The sequence below is a fragment of the Martelella sp. AMO21009 genome (assembly GCF_053484295.1).
In genome coordinates, this window is the sequence record NZ_JBAKFR010000002.1 from 78785 (window position 1) to 92940 (window position 14156).

The window sequence follows — 14156 nt, forward strand, 5'->3', positions numbered from 1 at the left end:
GGATAACATGCAACCCGAAACCGAACAGCGCCTGCTGGAGATGCTGGAGCGCGAGGAGCTTTTCGACCTTGTGCGCCGGGAGCGCTTCGCCCGCGACCAGGGGCGCTTCGACGTGATGCGCGCATGCTTCCACGACGACGCCTATGTGCGCACCAGCTGGTATGACGGCAAAGGGGGCGCGGCCTATGTCGATTCCACCCGCGCGTTCATGAAAAGGGTGCGCGGCGGCAAGCACTGGGTGTTTCCCGCCTTCGCCCGCATCAACGGCGACCGGGCGACCGTGGAAAGCCCGGCGATGATCTTCAACCGCGCGAAGCTTGAAGACATCGCGGTCGACTTCCACGTCTTCTGCCGCTTCTTCTCGCGTTGCGTGCGCGAGGACGGACGCTGGAAGATCATGAGTTTCGAAGTGCTATTCGAGCGCGACGTGATGAGCGCGGTCAACCCGCGCGAGGCGCTGCCGATCGACTGGGACAAGCTCGAGAGCTATCGCCCGAGCTACTGCTTCCTCTCCTATCTCCAGGGCAGCCGGGGCATCACGGTCAACCAGGACCTGCTGGGCGACGACCGCCCCGAAACCCTCGCCGCCTTCCACCAGGGCGAGGAGGCGTGGTTGCGGGGCGCCTGACGCGGCGTTTCTTCGCGACAGCCTTGCCGGCCTGTTTTCATACCGCCATGCCCATGGCGGCATTTTTGATGCGCGATCATGTCGCATTCAGGCCTGAACCAATCGCGTTGCGGGCGGATGATGCAGGTTCGTAGCAAAGCCTGGGAGGAAGACATGGCAAGTGCATCGAACCGCGGCGTGATATTTCAGGGCGCCGGCAAAGTGACTGTCGAAACGATCGATTTTCCGAAACTGGCGCTGGGACAACGCCGGTGTGATCACGGCGTGATCCTGAAGATCCTGACCACCAATATCTGCGGCTCCGACCAGCACATGGTGCGCGGCCGCACCACCGCGCCCAAGGGTCTCGTGCTCGGCCATGAGATCACCGGGCAGGTGATCGAATGCGGGCGCGATGTCGAGTTCATCTCCGTCGGCGACATCGTTTCGGTGCCGTTCAACATCGCCTGCGGGCGTTGCCGCAATTGCAAGGAAGGCAAGACCGGCATCTGCCTCAACGTCAATCCGTCGCGCCCGGGCGCTGCCTATGGCTATGTCGATATGGGCGGCTGGGTCGGCGGGCAGGCCGAATACGTCATGGTGCCCTATGCCGATTTCAACCTGCTGAAATTTCCCGACCGCGAACAGGCGATGGAGAAGATCACCGACCTGACGTTGCTCTCCGATATCTTCCCGACCGGCTTTCATGGCTGCGTGACGGCGGACGTCGGACCGGGCTCGATCGTCTATATCGCCGGCGCGGGGCCGGTCGGCCTTGCCGCAGCGGCTTCCGCCCGTCTGCTTGGCGCGGCCTGCGTGATCGTCGGCGACATGATCCCCGAGCGTTTGAACCAAGCAAAGAGCTTCGGCTGCGAGGCCATCGACCTCAGGCAGGACGCGACGCTGGGGGACATGGTGGCCGAAATCACCGGCACGCCGGAGGTGGACGCCTTTGTCGATTGCGTCGGATTCGAGGCCCATGGCTGCGGCCATGATCACAGCCACGAACAGCCCGCGACCGTTCTGAATTCGGCTATGGACCTGACCCGCGCCGGCGGCCAGATCGGCATTCCGGGTCTTTACGTCACCGAAGACCCCGGCGCGGCGGACAAGGCGGCGCAGAAAGGCTCCCTCAGCCTGCGCTTCGGCCTCGGCTGGGCGAAATCGCATTCCTTCCACACCGGCCAGTGCCCGGTGATGCGCTATAACCGGGCGCTGATGCAGGCGATCCTGTATGGCCGGGTGGATATCGCCAAGGCGGTGAATGTCGAACTCATCACCCTCGACGACGCCCCGCGCGGCTATGCCGATTTCGATGGCGGGGCGGCGAAGAAATTCGTCATCGACCCGCATGGCATGGTCGCCGCTTGAAAAACGGGCGGCGATCGCCGGTTCACCCGATCGGAACCAGCGGCGCCGGCATCTCGGAGGTCTTTTCCGCGGCCTTGCAGATGTCGGCGATCACGCAGGCCGGACAGTCGGGCTTGCGGGCCTTGCAGACATAGCGGCCGTGCAGGATCAGCCAGTGGTGGGCGTGGAACAGGTATTCGTCCGGGATCACCTGTTCCAGCTTCGCCTCGACCTCGTCCGGCGTCTTGCCGGGCGCAAGGCCGATGCGGTTGGCGATGCGGAAGATATGGGTATCGACGGCAATCGTCGCATGGCCGAACGCCATCGACATCACCACATTGGCGGTCTTGCGGCCGACGCCGGGGAGCGTGACGAGTTCCTCGCGTGTCCTCGGCACCTCGCCGCCGAAATCGTCGATCAGCTTGCGGCTCATCGCGATCACGTTCTTGGCCTTGTTGCGGTAAAGCCCGATCGTCTTGATATGGGCAATCAACCGTTCCTCGCCGAGGTCCAGCATCTGTTGCGGCGTCTCGACTTCGGCAAACAACGCGCGGGTCGCCTTGTTGACGCCGACATCGGTGGCCTGGGCGGAAAGCGCCACCGCCACCAGCAGCGTGAACGGGTTGGTATGCTCAAGCTCGCCCTTGGGCTCCGGCCGCTGGATCGAAAAGCGGCGGAAAATCTCGTGGATCTCCGCCTCGTTATAGGCGCTCGCCCGCGTGCGATTTGACTTTTTGCGCCTTTGGGTGCTGACTGTGGTTCTGGTTTTTGTCATTTTTTCAATCTGGCTCGACGCGCAATGACCGAAGCGCTTGATGACAGGCCGGTCTTTTCGGCTGAACTTTTCCCCCATCGCTCTTTAGGGCGCAAGGGTTTTCGCGTGCTGCTCATGCTCGCGGCCCTCGGTTTCGTGCCGAATGTGCTCTATTTCACCGTCCATGGCGCCTGGCCGATCGCGCTTTACTGCCTTGCGGCCTTTGCCGGACTTTATGCCGCCTTCAGGCTGTCCTACCGCAGCGCGCTCGAGCGCGAGCATGTGCGGGTGTCGCGGCTCAATATATCCGTCACCAAGGTGACGCCGGCGGGCAAGCGGCTCGAGGCGCATTACAATCCGTTCTGGGCGCGCTTCACCGTCGATCGGCACCACGAATTCGGCATCACCCAGATGGCGCTTGCCGGAGAGGGGCGACGGACCGAGATCGGCGCCTTCCTCAATCCCGATGACCGCGAGAGCTTCGCCAGGGCTTTCCGGCAGGCGCTCGCCACCGTGAAACAGCGCATTTGAGGGCGGCTGGCAAGAATCGGGTGGCGGCGCGGAAAGAAACCGTGCTTCCTGCCGTGACGAAGGAGCACGAAGCCGATGAACGCCTTATTTGAAACCATATCCGACAGCGCCGTCGAGACGACACCCTGCGGGGCCGATTACGACACGGTGCGCAGCGTCATTACGATGATCAGCGAGGATTATCGCGAACAGCCGGGGCTTGAGACCATCGCCGAGCGGCTCGGCCTGTCGCCGACCGGGCTGCAGAAGACCTTCACCCGCTGGGCCGGTCTGTCGCCCAAGGCGTTTTTACAGGCGATCACGCTGGACCACGCCAAGGAGCTTCTCGGCAAGGAGCGGCTTCCGGTGCTCGACACCTCCTATGAACTCGGTCTCTCCGGTCCCGGCCGGCTGCACGATCTGTTCGTCACCCACGAGGCGATGTCGCCGGGCGAATGGAAGAGCGGCGGCGAGAGCCTGGTGATCCGCTATGGCTTTCACGCCTCGCCCTTCGGTCGGTCGCTGCTGATGATCACCGATCGCGGGCTTGCCGGCGTCGCCTTCGCTGATCCGGGCGAGGAGCGCACCGCCTTCGAGGACATGACCGCGCGCTGGCCCAACGCCACCTATATAGAAGACGAGCCGGCGACTGCGGTCTATGCGCGACGGATATTCGATCCGGAGGAATGGTCCTCGGACCGGCCGCTCAAGGTCGTTCTGATCGGCACGGACTTTCAGATACAGGTCTGGGAAAGCCTCCTGAAGATACCCTTCGGCAAGGCAAAGTCCTATTCCGAGATCGCGTCCGAGATCGGCCGGCCCAACGCCTCGCGCGCCGTGGGTGCGGCGATCGGGCGAAACCCGGTCTCCTTCGTCGTGCCCTGCCATCGCGCGCTCGGCAAGTCCGGCGCCTTGACCGGCTATCACTGGGGCGTGACCCGCAAACGGGCAATGCTCGGCTGGGAGGCCGGCAAGGCCTGAGAACCGCGCTTGAGCAAAACGGATATTCCAGCCGAACCGGTTGCCGTTTCGGCCCTTCGTTTCCATATCCATCCTTGACTTTGAAAACCCGCACTTGCGATAGTCGCCGGGAAACGACCGCCCTTGCATGGCGGGCCGATGTCTGCGAACAGTCATGAACGCATCACCGCGACCCGCTATCATCGCGGGAGCGCCGCGATGGCTTCGGCGGAACAGGATTGCGGCCGGCCTTATGGGCTGCGCCAGAGAAGGAAGGATGAGGAAAATGGCTTCCAAGCTAGACCAATTGCGCGAGATGACCACGGTCGTTGCCGATACCGGCGATATTCGCGCTGTCGAGAAACTGAAACCGGTCGATTGCACCACCAATCCCTCGATCGTGCTGAAGGCACTGTCCACCGACATGTTCGACGACGCCTTCGACGCGGCGATCAAATGGGGCAAGGAACAGGGCGGCGCCAAGGATGACGTCGTTGCCGCCGTCGCAAGCCGGCTCGCCATCGATGTCGGCGCGGCGCTGGTCAAGCTGGTGCCCGGACGGGTTTCGACCGAGGTCGACGCCGACCTGTCCTTCGATACGGAGGCTTCCGTCGCCAAGGCGCGCGAGATCATCAAGGCCTATGAAGACCGCGGCATCGGCCGCGAGCGCATCCTGATCAAGCTCGCTTCCACCTGGGAAGGCATTCGCGCCTGCGAAATCCTGCAGAAGGAAGGCATCGACTGCAATCTGACGCTGCTGTTTTCCAAATGCCAGGCGATCGCCTGCGCCGATGCCGGCGCCTTCCTGATCTCGCCCTTCGTCGGCCGTATCCTGGACTGGTACAAGAAGGACACCGGCGAGACCTATACCTCGGAAACCGATCCGGGCGTGCTCTCGGTCCGCTCGATCTACAATTACTACAAGGCCAATGGCATCAAGACCGTGGTCATGGGCGCTTCGTTCCGCAATACCGGCGAGATCGAAGGCCTTGCCGGCTGCGACCGGCTGACGATCTCCCCGAACCTCCTGGAAGAACTCGCCGCCGACGAGGGCAAGCTGGAGCGCAAGCTGACGCCCGATGTCTTCGAGGCCGAGGACAAGATCGAGATGGACGAGAAGACCTTCCGCTGGATGATGAACGAGGATCCGATGGCGACCGAAAAGCTTGCCGAAGGCATCCGCAATTTCGCCAAGGACCTCGGAAAACTGCGCACGCTGGTGGCCGAAAAGCTCGAAGCCTGAAAATTTTTCGAAAAAAATCACCCAATCAACCCGGCCTCGCGGCCGGGTTTTTTATTGCCCGAAATTGCGCCTGCGGACTTGCAAGCAGTGGCCTCGATACCAATTTAATCACTTGATTTATAACGCGAATTGTCGCGCTGATCAGACAGCTCTGTTCTGAAAAACGGAGCGGCATCAAGGACTTCGGAGTGGACCGTCAACAAAAAAACGACGCTGCGGCTCTAAAACGGAGACTTGTTAATCAGATGATTAAATCCCATCTCCCAGTCATCAAACGACACAATGATGATCAAAGGAGTTTCATCATGAACAAGTTCGCAGCAACCGCCGCCCTGGTCTCCGCTCTCGCAGCAGCCCCTGCGGCCTTCGCAATCCAGCCCTCCGCCGTTCCAGACACCGGCACGCTTTCCAAGGCCCCGGCCGGCTCCACGGTCCAGATCAACGGCACCGACAATTTCGGCGACCACTATGTCAACTTCTTCCGCGTGAGCGAAGACGGTTCGCTGCAGCTGGTCGACCAGGTTCGCCAGGGCAACGACTGAAACCACCAATAATCGCGCGCCGGAAAACGGCGCCGCAACTGACTGAAATACCCAAGGAGTATTCTGAAATGAACAAGTTTGCAGCAACCGCCGCCCTGGTCTCCGCTCTCGCGGCAGCCCCCGCAGCTTTCGCCATCCAGCCCTCGGCCGTTCCGGATACCGGCACGCTTTCCAAGGCCCCGGTCGGCTCCACGGTTCAGATCAATGGCACCGACAAGTTCGGTGACCGCTATGTCAACTTCTTCCGCGTGGCCGATGACGGCTCGCTTCAGCTGGTCGACCAGGTTCGCCAGAGCGACGACTGAAACACCCAAGGTGACCGGCGCCGGCGACGGCGCCGCACTCTTCCTGGCGCATCGGCCCGGAAATCGGGATCGATTTACGGAAAGCACGATGCGCAGATTCAAAGGATTATTCGAAATGAAAAAGATCGCAGCATCCGCCGCTCTCTTCTCCCTTCTGGCCGCCGCACCGGCCGCCTTCGCCATCCAGCCTTCGGCCGTTCCGGAAACCGGCACGCTTTCCAAGGCCCCGGTCGGCTCGACGGTTCAGATCAACAGCACCGACAAGTTCGGCGACCGCTACGTGAACTACTTCCGCGTGGCCGATGACGGTTCGCTCAAGCTCGTCGATCAGGTTCGCCAAAGCGACGACTGACGCGTCAGATTACCCGTGCGCGCCGGTTTCCGGCGTCGCACTGTTTCAGGAGCAATGGCAATGACAAGGTTCACGGTCCCCTCAGCCCTGGTCCTTTTGCTGGCCACCGCGCCGGCGGCCCTCGCTCTCCAGCCTGCGGCGATCCCGATGGACGGCCTGCGGATGATGGTTTCCGCCGGCGGCACCGACATCGAAAGCGCCGAGCGCTTCGACGCCGCGGAGAACGCCGGAATGACCGTCAGCGACGAGGCCCAGCAGCCCGCCGACTGATACCGAGCAGAATGCGGCTTTCGCCGCCTACGCTGGCAGAGCCTATCATCGGCTGCAATGCCCGAGGTGACTTGCCCCCCTACACCTCAGGATGGCCCCGGTTCTCCGGGGCCTTTTTTTGTCGTGTGGCGGGCGCTGCCGGCGCGCGGCGGGCCCTGTCATCGAGACCTCATCCAATCCCAGTTTTGAAAATCATTTTCATGAAGTCATTTTTTTAGCGAAAGTTTGTTGACGTTTCGGCTTTCTTGTCTCAGTCTGAAGAAAATAAATTACGAAAATGTTGGGAACAGTCCTCCATGAAGGTCGCTATTATCGGACTCGGTTTCCGTCTGGGTTATCTTGGCGTGGTGTTTTCCGAAATGGACCCCGATTTCGAGATCGTGGGCTATGTGGATCCGGCGCCCGCAGGTCTCGAAACGCTTGAAAAAGATGGCATTTCTCCCGGCAAGGCGTATGAGACGCCCGAAGCGCTGATCGAAAACGAGATCTTCGATCTCCTGATGATCGGCTCGCCCAATTTCATGCATCTCGACCATATCCGCATCGGGCTTGAGGCGGGGCTGACCGTTTTCACCGAAAAGCCGATCGTGATGAGTATCGAGGAAAGCTACGCACTCGCGGCCCTCCTCCATACCTATGGCCACGACCGGCTGCTGGTCGGCCTCGTGCTGCGCTATTCGCCGCTTTACCGCGATTTGCGCGCGGCCCAGGCCGATGGCCGGCTGGGCGATGTGGTCTCGATCGAGGCGTCGGAGCATATCGCACCCTATCACGGCGCGTTCTTCATGCGCGACTGGCGGCGCAACACGCGCTATTCCGGGCCGTTCATGCTGGAAAAATGCTGCCACGATCTCGACCTCTACAATGGCGTCGTCGGCGCGCGGCCGCGTTATGTCGCAAGCTTCGGCGGTCGCAAGAGCTTCACGCCGGCCAATGCGCCACAGGGCGCCGGCGCCAACGATATCGAGGTCTATCACCGCAAGCCGAGCGGCTGGATGGGCTCGGACAAGGTCTTCGACAGCGACGGCGACATCATCGATTACCAGACCGCGACCGTCGAATATGAAAATGGCGTCGCCATGACCTTCCACACCAATCTGAATGTGCCGGACGAATTCCGCCGCTTCTGCGTGATCGGCGCGAAGGGCATGGCCGAAGGCGATTTCGTGCGCGGCTTCCTCGATGTCCATGACGCCCGCACCGGCGAGAAGACCGTGTCGCGCACCTATTCCGCGCCGTCGGAACGCTCGCAGCATTACGGCGCGGACGAGCAGATGGCCGAGGATGTGATCGCCCATATCACCCGTGGGGCGGCGCTGCCGGTCTCCGCACTCGACGCCATCGAGGCCGGCATTCTGGCGCTCGCCATGGACGAGGCCCGGCGCGAGCGCAAGGTCATCGATCTCGCGCCGGTCTGGGCGCGCTATGACGCGCTGCTTCACGGCGAGACCGCCGAAGCGAAAGCCGCGGGCTGAGGGGGACCGGGATGGATACCAAACGCTCAGCCGTCATTTTCGCCTGGCTCCTTCTCGCCCCCGCCCTGATCTATATCCTGCTGATCGTCGCCTATCCGCTGCTCGACACGATCAACCTCTCCTTCACCGATGCCTCGCTGAAGCGGACCTATGACTGGGTCGGGCTGGAGAATTATTTCAAGATCTTCGAGCGCGGCTTCGGCGAGGTGATCCTGCGCACCTTCATCTGGACCTTCTTCTCGGTTGCCGCGAAGATGGTGATCGGCGTGTTCGGCGCGGTGCTTCTGAGCGCCGCCGTGCCCGGCCGCACGCTGTTTCGGGTGCTGACAATGCCGCCATGGATCGTGCCGATGGCGATCGGCATCTTCATGTGGGGCTGGATGTATAATGGCCAGTTCGGCATGATTTCCGGCCTGCTGCAGCGCTTCGGCCTGCTTGACGGTCCGTTCCCGATCCTTGCCACCGGCACCTCGGCCTTCATCGCCACGATCGTCACCGATGTCTGGATCGGCGTGCCGATGGTCACGATCTACATGCTGGCCGCCGTGCAGTCGATCCCGTCCGATCTCTACGAGGCCGCATGGACCGATGGCGCCGGCCGGTTCTACCGCTTCCGCCGCATCACGCTGCCGTTGATCGTGCCGGCCCTGGTGACGATGTCGATGATCTCTCTGATCTCGACGTTCAATTCCTTCGACATCATCTGGATCCTGACCAAGGGCGGTCCGTCGAATGCGACCACGACGATGATCATCGATACCTACAAGGTCGCGATCGGCTCCTACAAGTTCGGCGCCGGTGCGGCCCGGGCGGTGCTGATCTGCATCTTCCTGTCGATCTTCTGCTTCGTCTATTTCCGCGCCGTCAGCCGCTTTTCCGGGGAGGCCGCACGATGAAACCCACCGCCCGCATCCATCATTACAAGTGGTACGAGCTGATCGGCGTCTATGCCGGGCTCGCCGTGTTCCTGGCCTTCGTGCTGGCGCCGTTCTTCGAGGGCTTCATGGTGTCGCTGAAGCCGCTCAATCACCTGTTTTCCGCGCCCTACAAATTCTGGCCGGAAGATCCCTCGCTTGCCGCCTATTTCGATATGTGGGAGCGGGTGCCGCTGCTCGGGCGCTATATCTTCAACTCGATCCTGATTGCCGGCATCGGCACCGCGCTTTCGGTGATCTTCGTGACGCCGGCGGCCTATGCCTTCGCCCGCTTCGAGTTCAAGGGCCGCGGGCCGCTGCTCGGCGCGTTCCTGGCGGTCAACATGTTCTCGGGCGCGGTGCTTCTGATCCCGCTCTTCCGGCTGATGCGCTCCTTCGGGCTGATCAACACTTATTTCGCGATGATCGTGCCCGGCGTCGCCTTCACCATTCCGACCGGCATCTGGCTGCTTCGAACCTATATGCTGCGCATTCCGCGCGAGCTGGAGGAAGCGGCGCTGGTCGATGGCGCAAGCCGGTTCTACACCTTCCGCCGGGTGATCGTGCCGCTCGCCATGCCGGGCATTTCGGTTGTCGCGATCGCCGCCTTCCTGACGATCTACGCGCAGCAGTTCATCTTCGCGCTGACCTTCAATTCCAAGACCGAATACATGCCGCTTCCGGTCGGGCTCTATGCCTTCTTCGGACGTCAGGAGGTGATCTGGAACGAGCTGATGGCGGCAAGCTTCGTCGGCATTTTGCCGGTGTTCATCGTGTTCCTGTTCCTTCAGCGCTACCTCGTCGCCGGCATGACGGCAGGCGCGGTGAAGACCTGACCCGGCGGTTTCGACCGTCCACTGATTTGGCGATCGGGAGAACATGCGCCGCATGCGACCGCCAGTTTGAACGGCAGGGATTTGACTGCCGAAACGCAAAGGCCCGCACCGTCCACGGGCGATCATCGACTGGACGAAAGATAGGGGAATTTGAAATGCCTGATCTGAAGAAACTCAGCCTCGGCGTCGCAACGCTCGCGCTTGTCGCCTCGGCCTCCGTCGCCTCCGCCGAAGACAAGGTCGTCTCGATGATCCAGTGCGGCGACGAGCTTGCCGAAGGCTATGACGGCTTCATCGCCGAATGGGAAGAAAACAACCCCGGCTACAAGGTCGAGACCGAGGTGGTCGGCTGGGGCCAGTGCCAGGACAAGGCCACCAACCTCGCCGTTGCCGGCACGCCGATCGCGCTCGCCTATATGGGATCGCGTACGCTCAAGCAGCTTTCCGAAAACGGACTGATCGTGCCGATCCCGATGAGCGAGGAGGAAAAGGCCTCCTACTATCCTCACATCGTCGACACCGTCACCTTCGACGGCGAGCAGTGGGGCGTTCCGGTCGCCTTCTCCACCAAGGCGCTCTACTGGAACAAGGACCTGTTCGAACAGGCCGGCCTCGATCCGGAAACCCCGCCGAAGACCTGGCAGGAACTCTACGACATGGCCGCCACTATCAAGGAAAAGACCGGCACGCCCGGCTTCGGCCTCACCGCCAAGAGCTTCGACAACACCATGCACCAGTATCTGCACTGGGTTTACACCAATAACGGCCAGGTCATCGACGCCGACGGCAATATCGTGCTCGACAGCCCGCAGAACCTGGAGGCGCTGGAATGGTACGGCAAGATGGTGGACGTGTCGGAAGAAGGCCCGACGGCTTACGAGCAGGACGAGCTGACGCCGCTGTTCAACGACGCCCAGGTGGCCATGATCGAGCAGGGCCCGTGGGTGAGAAACCGCGTCAATGACGATCTCAACTGGGGCGTGGCGCTGTTGCCGGTCGGCCCGCAGGGTGAAGGCCCGGGCACGCTTCTGATCACCGATAGCATGGCCGTCTTCGATGGTTCGGGCGTGGAAGAACAGGCGATCAGCCTCGCCAAGTGGCTCACCAACCCGGAAAACCAGTTCTACTACGAAAAGACCCACGGCCTGACGCCGCTGCGTCCAGTGCCGGGCGTTCAGGAAATGGTGGCCGAGGATCCGACCTGGGCACCCTTCCTCGACGGTATCGAGTTCGGCGGTCCGGAGCCGCTGTTCACCGACTACCAGGCGTTCCAGAACGCCATGGTCGACATGGTTCAGTCCGTGGTCATCGGTTCCGCCGAGCCGGCCGAGATCCTCTCCTCGACCGCGGCCGAGATCGAAGAGTACAAGTAATACGAAGGCCGCCCGGCGACCCCGCCGGGCGGCTTCCCATTTGCGGGTTGGCCTGGAATGGCTTCCCGGATGCGGCAGGAGAGACCTCTTGGGACAGCTCAATCTCAAAAACATCTACAAGAATTACGGCATCTACGATGTCATCAAGGGCATCGATCTCGAGGTGCATGAGGGCGAATTCGTGGTTTTCGTCGGCCCGTCCGGCTGCGGCAAGTCCACGCTTCTGCGCATGATCGCCGGCCTTGAGGACATCACCTCCGGCGACATCACCATCGACGGCGAGCGCGTCAACAATCTCGCCCCCGTCAAGCGCGGCATCTCGATGGTGTTCCAGTCCTACGCGCTTTACCCGCATATGACGGTCTACGAGAACATCGCCTTTCCGCTACGCGTCCAGAAAATGGCCGAGCCGGAAGTGCGCGAGCGCGTCGAAGCGGCGGCGAATATCCTGCAGCTCGGCGAGCGCCTGCAGCAGAAGCCCGGCATGCTGTCGGGCGGTCAGCGCCAGCGCGTGGCGATCGGCCGCGCGATCGTGCGCAAACCGAAGATCTTCCTGTTCGACGAGCCGCTCTCCAATCTCGATGCCGCGCTGCGCGGCGAAATGCGGATCGAACTGACCCGCCTGCACCACGACCTCGCGGCAACCATGATCTATGTGACCCATGATCAGGTCGAGGCCATGACCATGGCCGACCGGATCGTGGTGCTGAACGCCGGCGATATCGCCCAGGTCGGCGCGCCGCTTGAGCTTTACCACAAGCCGCAGAACCTGTTCGTCGCGGGCTTCATCGGCAACCCGCCGATGAATTTCCTGAAGGTGACCTGCACCGGCGCGGATCAGTCGGGCGTCACCGTGGGATATGACGGCAAGAGCCTCACCGTTCCGGTGGAGCCCCGCGACGGCCTCGTCGACGAAACGCTGACGCTCGGCATTCGCCCTGAGCATACCGTGCTCGGCGGCGGAGAACTCGCGATCACCATCAAGCCGACGGTGATCGAACGCCTCGGCATCAACACCATCGCCTATGCGGCGATTGGCGAAGACAAGACCTTCTGCTCGCTGACTTCGGGCTCGGCCCCGGTGCGCGTCGACGAGGACGTCGTGATCGGCATCAACGCCGCCGACTGCCACCTGTTCGATGGCGACGGCAACGCGCTGGAGCGCCGCGTCGAACTCAAGGATTTCGATTTCGAGAAAGTGCTGGCGCCCGAAGCGCAAGGGTGAGTCCGTGCTTGGCCAGCGGCGCACCGCCGCTGGCGTCAAGCTCACGGTCGGCTGATCAGGCCTCTTCGCTTTCGCCGAAGGTCTCGGCAAGCGCCTTGTACCACTTGCCAGAGTCCTTGATGGTGCGTTCCTGCGTGTCGTAATCCACGTGCACCAGGCCGAACCGCATGCGGTAGCCCTCTGCCCACTCGAAATTGTCCATCAGGCTCCAGGCGTAGTAACCCTTGAGCGGAATGCCCGCGTCAATGACGTCGGCGCAGACCGCAATGTGCTCGGAGAGATATTCGGTGCGCGGGCTATCGTCCACCGTGCCGTCGACCGGCTCCATATTGTAGCAGGCGCCGTTCTCGGTGATGTACATGTCCGGCAGGTCGTAGCGGTCGTAGAGCTGTTTGATCAGCTTGCCGAGCGAGGGGGCGCAGACTTCCCAGCCGATATCGGTGAGGACATTATTGACCGGGGCAGTTTCTCTTGCCGCCGGAAATGCCGCGTCGGGGCTGCCGTCATGGGCAATGCGCATGGGACGGTAGTAATTGAGGCCCCACCAGTCGAGCTTCTGATTGATGGTCGCAAGGTCGCCGTCCTCGATCTCCGGCATGCGTTCCCCATAGGCGGCCATAAAATCCGCCGGGTACTCGCCCTTCAGCATCGGATCGAAGAAGCAGGCATTGTGGAACTGGAAGGCGCGTTCGACCGCGGCCATATCCTCGGCACTGTCGCTTGCCGGCTCGAGCGCCTGATGATTGCAGACGATGCCGACCGGCACGTTCGGCGCTTCCTGGCGGATCGCCTCGACGCCGAGGCCATGGGCGAGGTTCATCGTGTGGAGTGCGGCAAGAGCGGCGTCGATCGACTTTTCGCCCGGCGCGTGAACGCCGTAAAGATGGCTGAGCCAGACGATGCACCAGGGTTCGTTGAAGGTCGCGACCATGTCGAGCCGGTCGCCGAGCCGCTTCATCACCGTCTGCGCATAGCGCTGGAAGGCGTAGGCCGTGGAGCGCGCGGCCCAGCCGCCATCGCCGGCAAGCGTCAGCGGCAGGTCCCAGTGATAGAGCGTCGCATTGGTCTTGATGCCGCGCTCCTTGCAGCCGTCGATCAGGCGGTCGTAGAAGTCGAGACCGGCCTCGTTGATCGGGCCGCGGCCATCGGGAATGATGCGCGGCCAGGCGATCGAAAACCGGTAGGTCTCGACGCCGAGCGACTTGATCAGGTCGAGGTCCTCGTCGAGGCGATGGTAGTGATCACAGGCGACATCGCCGCTGTCGCCATTGAAAGTGCGGCCCGGCATGTGGGAAAACGCATCCCAGATCGACGGTTTGCGGCCATCCTCGCGGGCAGCGCCTTCGATCTGGTAGGAGGCCGTCGCGACGCCGAACATGAAATCGGACGGAAAGCGTCCGGCCAGGGCCTTGGGATCGATCATGCTGGATATCCTTTCGT

At 62.2% G+C, this 14156-nt stretch carries 16 protein-coding genes; 14 read left to right on the forward strand and 2 right to left on the reverse strand.

Features of this window, described 5'->3' with window-relative positions:
* The first annotated feature begins 7 nt into the window (after positions 1 to 7).
* Complete coding sequence (locus V6766_RS02570; protein WP_448463330.1) at positions 8 to 628, forward strand: nuclear transport factor 2 family protein; 621 nt, start codon at positions 8 to 10, stop codon at positions 626 to 628.
* A 153-nt stretch (positions 629 to 781) separates the two neighbouring features.
* Entirely contained in the window at positions 782 to 1978 is a 1197-nt protein-coding gene (gene fdhA, locus V6766_RS02575; RefSeq protein ID WP_448463332.1) for a formaldehyde dehydrogenase, glutathione-independent, read from the forward strand.
* Positions 1979 to 2000: 22 nt separating this feature from the next.
* Here the strand turns inward: fdhA and nth are convergent, their stop codons facing one another.
* Positions 2001 to 2732 carry an endonuclease III gene (gene nth, locus V6766_RS02580; protein ID WP_448463334.1) on the reverse strand — a complete coding sequence of 244 codons (732 nt, stop codon included), beginning with the start codon at positions 2730 to 2732 and terminating at the stop codon, positions 2001 to 2003.
* Positions 2733 to 2756: 24 nt separating this feature from the next.
* Between nth and V6766_RS02585 the strand changes: the two genes are divergently transcribed.
* From V6766_RS02585 to V6766_RS02640, 12 genes are all read left to right on the forward strand, one after another.
* A complete protein-coding gene (locus V6766_RS02585) occupies positions 2757 to 3242 on the forward strand; it encodes a DUF2244 domain-containing protein (protein ID WP_448463336.1) in 486 nt (161 codons plus the stop codon).
* Positions 3243 to 3317: 75 nt separating this feature from the next.
* Positions 3318 to 4202, forward strand: coding sequence for a methylated-DNA--[protein]-cysteine S-methyltransferase (locus V6766_RS02590; protein ID WP_448463338.1), 885 nt, complete (start codon positions 3318 to 3320; stop codon positions 4200 to 4202).
* A 265-nt stretch (positions 4203 to 4467) separates the two neighbouring features.
* Positions 4468 to 5424 carry a transaldolase gene (gene tal / locus V6766_RS02595; protein WP_448463340.1) on the forward strand — a complete coding sequence of 319 codons (957 nt, stop codon included), beginning with the start codon at positions 4468 to 4470 and terminating at the stop codon, positions 5422 to 5424.
* 305 nt (positions 5425 to 5729) lie between these two features.
* On the forward strand, positions 5730 to 5966 hold the full coding sequence (locus V6766_RS02600) for a hypothetical protein (RefSeq protein WP_448463342.1): 237 nt from the start codon (positions 5730 to 5732) through the stop codon (positions 5964 to 5966).
* 68 nt (positions 5967 to 6034) lie between these two features.
* A complete protein-coding gene (locus V6766_RS02605; RefSeq protein WP_448463344.1) occupies positions 6035 to 6271 on the forward strand; it encodes a hypothetical protein in 237 nt (78 codons plus the stop codon).
* A gap of 115 nt (positions 6272 to 6386) precedes the next feature.
* Positions 6387 to 6623: a hypothetical protein gene (locus V6766_RS02610; RefSeq protein ID WP_448463346.1), complete on the forward strand. Its 237-nt coding sequence runs from the start codon at positions 6387 to 6389 to the stop codon at positions 6621 to 6623.
* Between the two features lie 60 nt (positions 6624 to 6683).
* Positions 6684 to 6893 (forward strand): hypothetical protein, encoded by a 210-nt coding sequence (locus tag V6766_RS02615; RefSeq protein WP_448463348.1) that lies wholly within the window; start codon positions 6684 to 6686, stop codon positions 6891 to 6893.
* Between the two features lie 296 nt (positions 6894 to 7189).
* Positions 7190 to 8368, forward strand: a complete 1179-nt coding sequence (locus V6766_RS02620) for a Gfo/Idh/MocA family protein (protein WP_448463350.1) — start codon at positions 7190 to 7192, stop codon at positions 8366 to 8368.
* 11 nt (positions 8369 to 8379) lie between these two features.
* A complete protein-coding gene (locus tag V6766_RS02625; protein WP_448463352.1) occupies positions 8380 to 9264 on the forward strand; it encodes a carbohydrate ABC transporter permease in 885 nt (294 codons plus the stop codon).
* Positions 9261 to 10118, forward strand: a complete 858-nt coding sequence (locus V6766_RS02630; RefSeq protein WP_448463353.1) for a carbohydrate ABC transporter permease — start codon at positions 9261 to 9263, stop codon at positions 10116 to 10118. The genes V6766_RS02625 and V6766_RS02630 overlap by 4 nt, the downstream gene beginning before the upstream one ends.
* Positions 10119 to 10273: 155 nt before the next feature.
* Positions 10274 to 11491 carry an ABC transporter substrate-binding protein gene (locus V6766_RS02635; protein WP_448463355.1) on the forward strand — a complete coding sequence of 406 codons (1218 nt, stop codon included), beginning with the start codon at positions 10274 to 10276 and terminating at the stop codon, positions 11489 to 11491.
* A gap of 88 nt (positions 11492 to 11579) precedes the next feature.
* Positions 11580 to 12716, forward strand: a complete 1137-nt coding sequence (locus V6766_RS02640) for an ABC transporter ATP-binding protein (protein ID WP_448463357.1) — start codon at positions 11580 to 11582, stop codon at positions 12714 to 12716.
* A 55-nt stretch (positions 12717 to 12771) separates the two neighbouring features.
* Here V6766_RS02640 and V6766_RS02645 read toward each other — a convergent pair whose 3' ends face one another.
* Positions 12772 to 14139 carry a GH1 family beta-glucosidase gene (locus V6766_RS02645; protein WP_448463359.1) on the reverse strand — a complete coding sequence of 456 codons (1368 nt, stop codon included), beginning with the start codon at positions 14137 to 14139 and terminating at the stop codon, positions 12772 to 12774.
* Between the last annotated feature and the right edge of the window lie 17 nt (positions 14140 to 14156).

Excerpts from the sequence above, each read along its gene's own strand:
- V6766_RS02570 (WP_448463330.1), top strand. The coding sequence starts at position 8 with ATGCAACCCGAAACCGAACAGCGCCTGCTGGAGATGCTGGAGCGCGAG.
- fdhA (WP_448463332.1), top strand. The coding sequence starts at position 782 with ATGGCAAGTGCATCGAACCGCGGCGTGATATTTCAGGGCGCCGGCAAA.
- nth (WP_448463334.1), bottom strand. The coding sequence starts at position 2,732 with ATGACAAAAACCAGAACCACAGTCAGCACCCAAAGGCGCAAAAAGTCA.
- V6766_RS02585 (WP_448463336.1), top strand. The coding sequence starts at position 2,757 with ATGACCGAAGCGCTTGATGACAGGCCGGTCTTTTCGGCTGAACTTTTC.
- V6766_RS02590 (WP_448463338.1), top strand. The coding sequence starts at position 3,318 with ATGAACGCCTTATTTGAAACCATATCCGACAGCGCCGTCGAGACGACA.
- tal (WP_448463340.1), top strand. The coding sequence starts at position 4,468 with ATGGCTTCCAAGCTAGACCAATTGCGCGAGATGACCACGGTCGTTGCC.
- V6766_RS02600 (WP_448463342.1), top strand. The coding sequence starts at position 5,730 with ATGAACAAGTTCGCAGCAACCGCCGCCCTGGTCTCCGCTCTCGCAGCA.
- V6766_RS02605 (WP_448463344.1), top strand. The coding sequence starts at position 6,035 with ATGAACAAGTTTGCAGCAACCGCCGCCCTGGTCTCCGCTCTCGCGGCA.
- V6766_RS02610 (WP_448463346.1), top strand. The coding sequence starts at position 6,387 with ATGAAAAAGATCGCAGCATCCGCCGCTCTCTTCTCCCTTCTGGCCGCC.
- V6766_RS02615 (WP_448463348.1), top strand. The coding sequence starts at position 6,684 with ATGACAAGGTTCACGGTCCCCTCAGCCCTGGTCCTTTTGCTGGCCACC.
- V6766_RS02620 (WP_448463350.1), top strand. The coding sequence starts at position 7,190 with ATGAAGGTCGCTATTATCGGACTCGGTTTCCGTCTGGGTTATCTTGGC.
- V6766_RS02625 (WP_448463352.1), top strand. The coding sequence starts at position 8,380 with ATGGATACCAAACGCTCAGCCGTCATTTTCGCCTGGCTCCTTCTCGCC.
- V6766_RS02630 (WP_448463353.1), top strand. The coding sequence starts at position 9,261 with ATGAAACCCACCGCCCGCATCCATCATTACAAGTGGTACGAGCTGATC.
- V6766_RS02635 (WP_448463355.1), top strand. The coding sequence starts at position 10,274 with ATGCCTGATCTGAAGAAACTCAGCCTCGGCGTCGCAACGCTCGCGCTT.
- V6766_RS02645 (WP_448463359.1), bottom strand. The coding sequence starts at position 14,139 with ATGATCGATCCCAAGGCCCTGGCCGGACGCTTTCCGTCCGATTTCATG.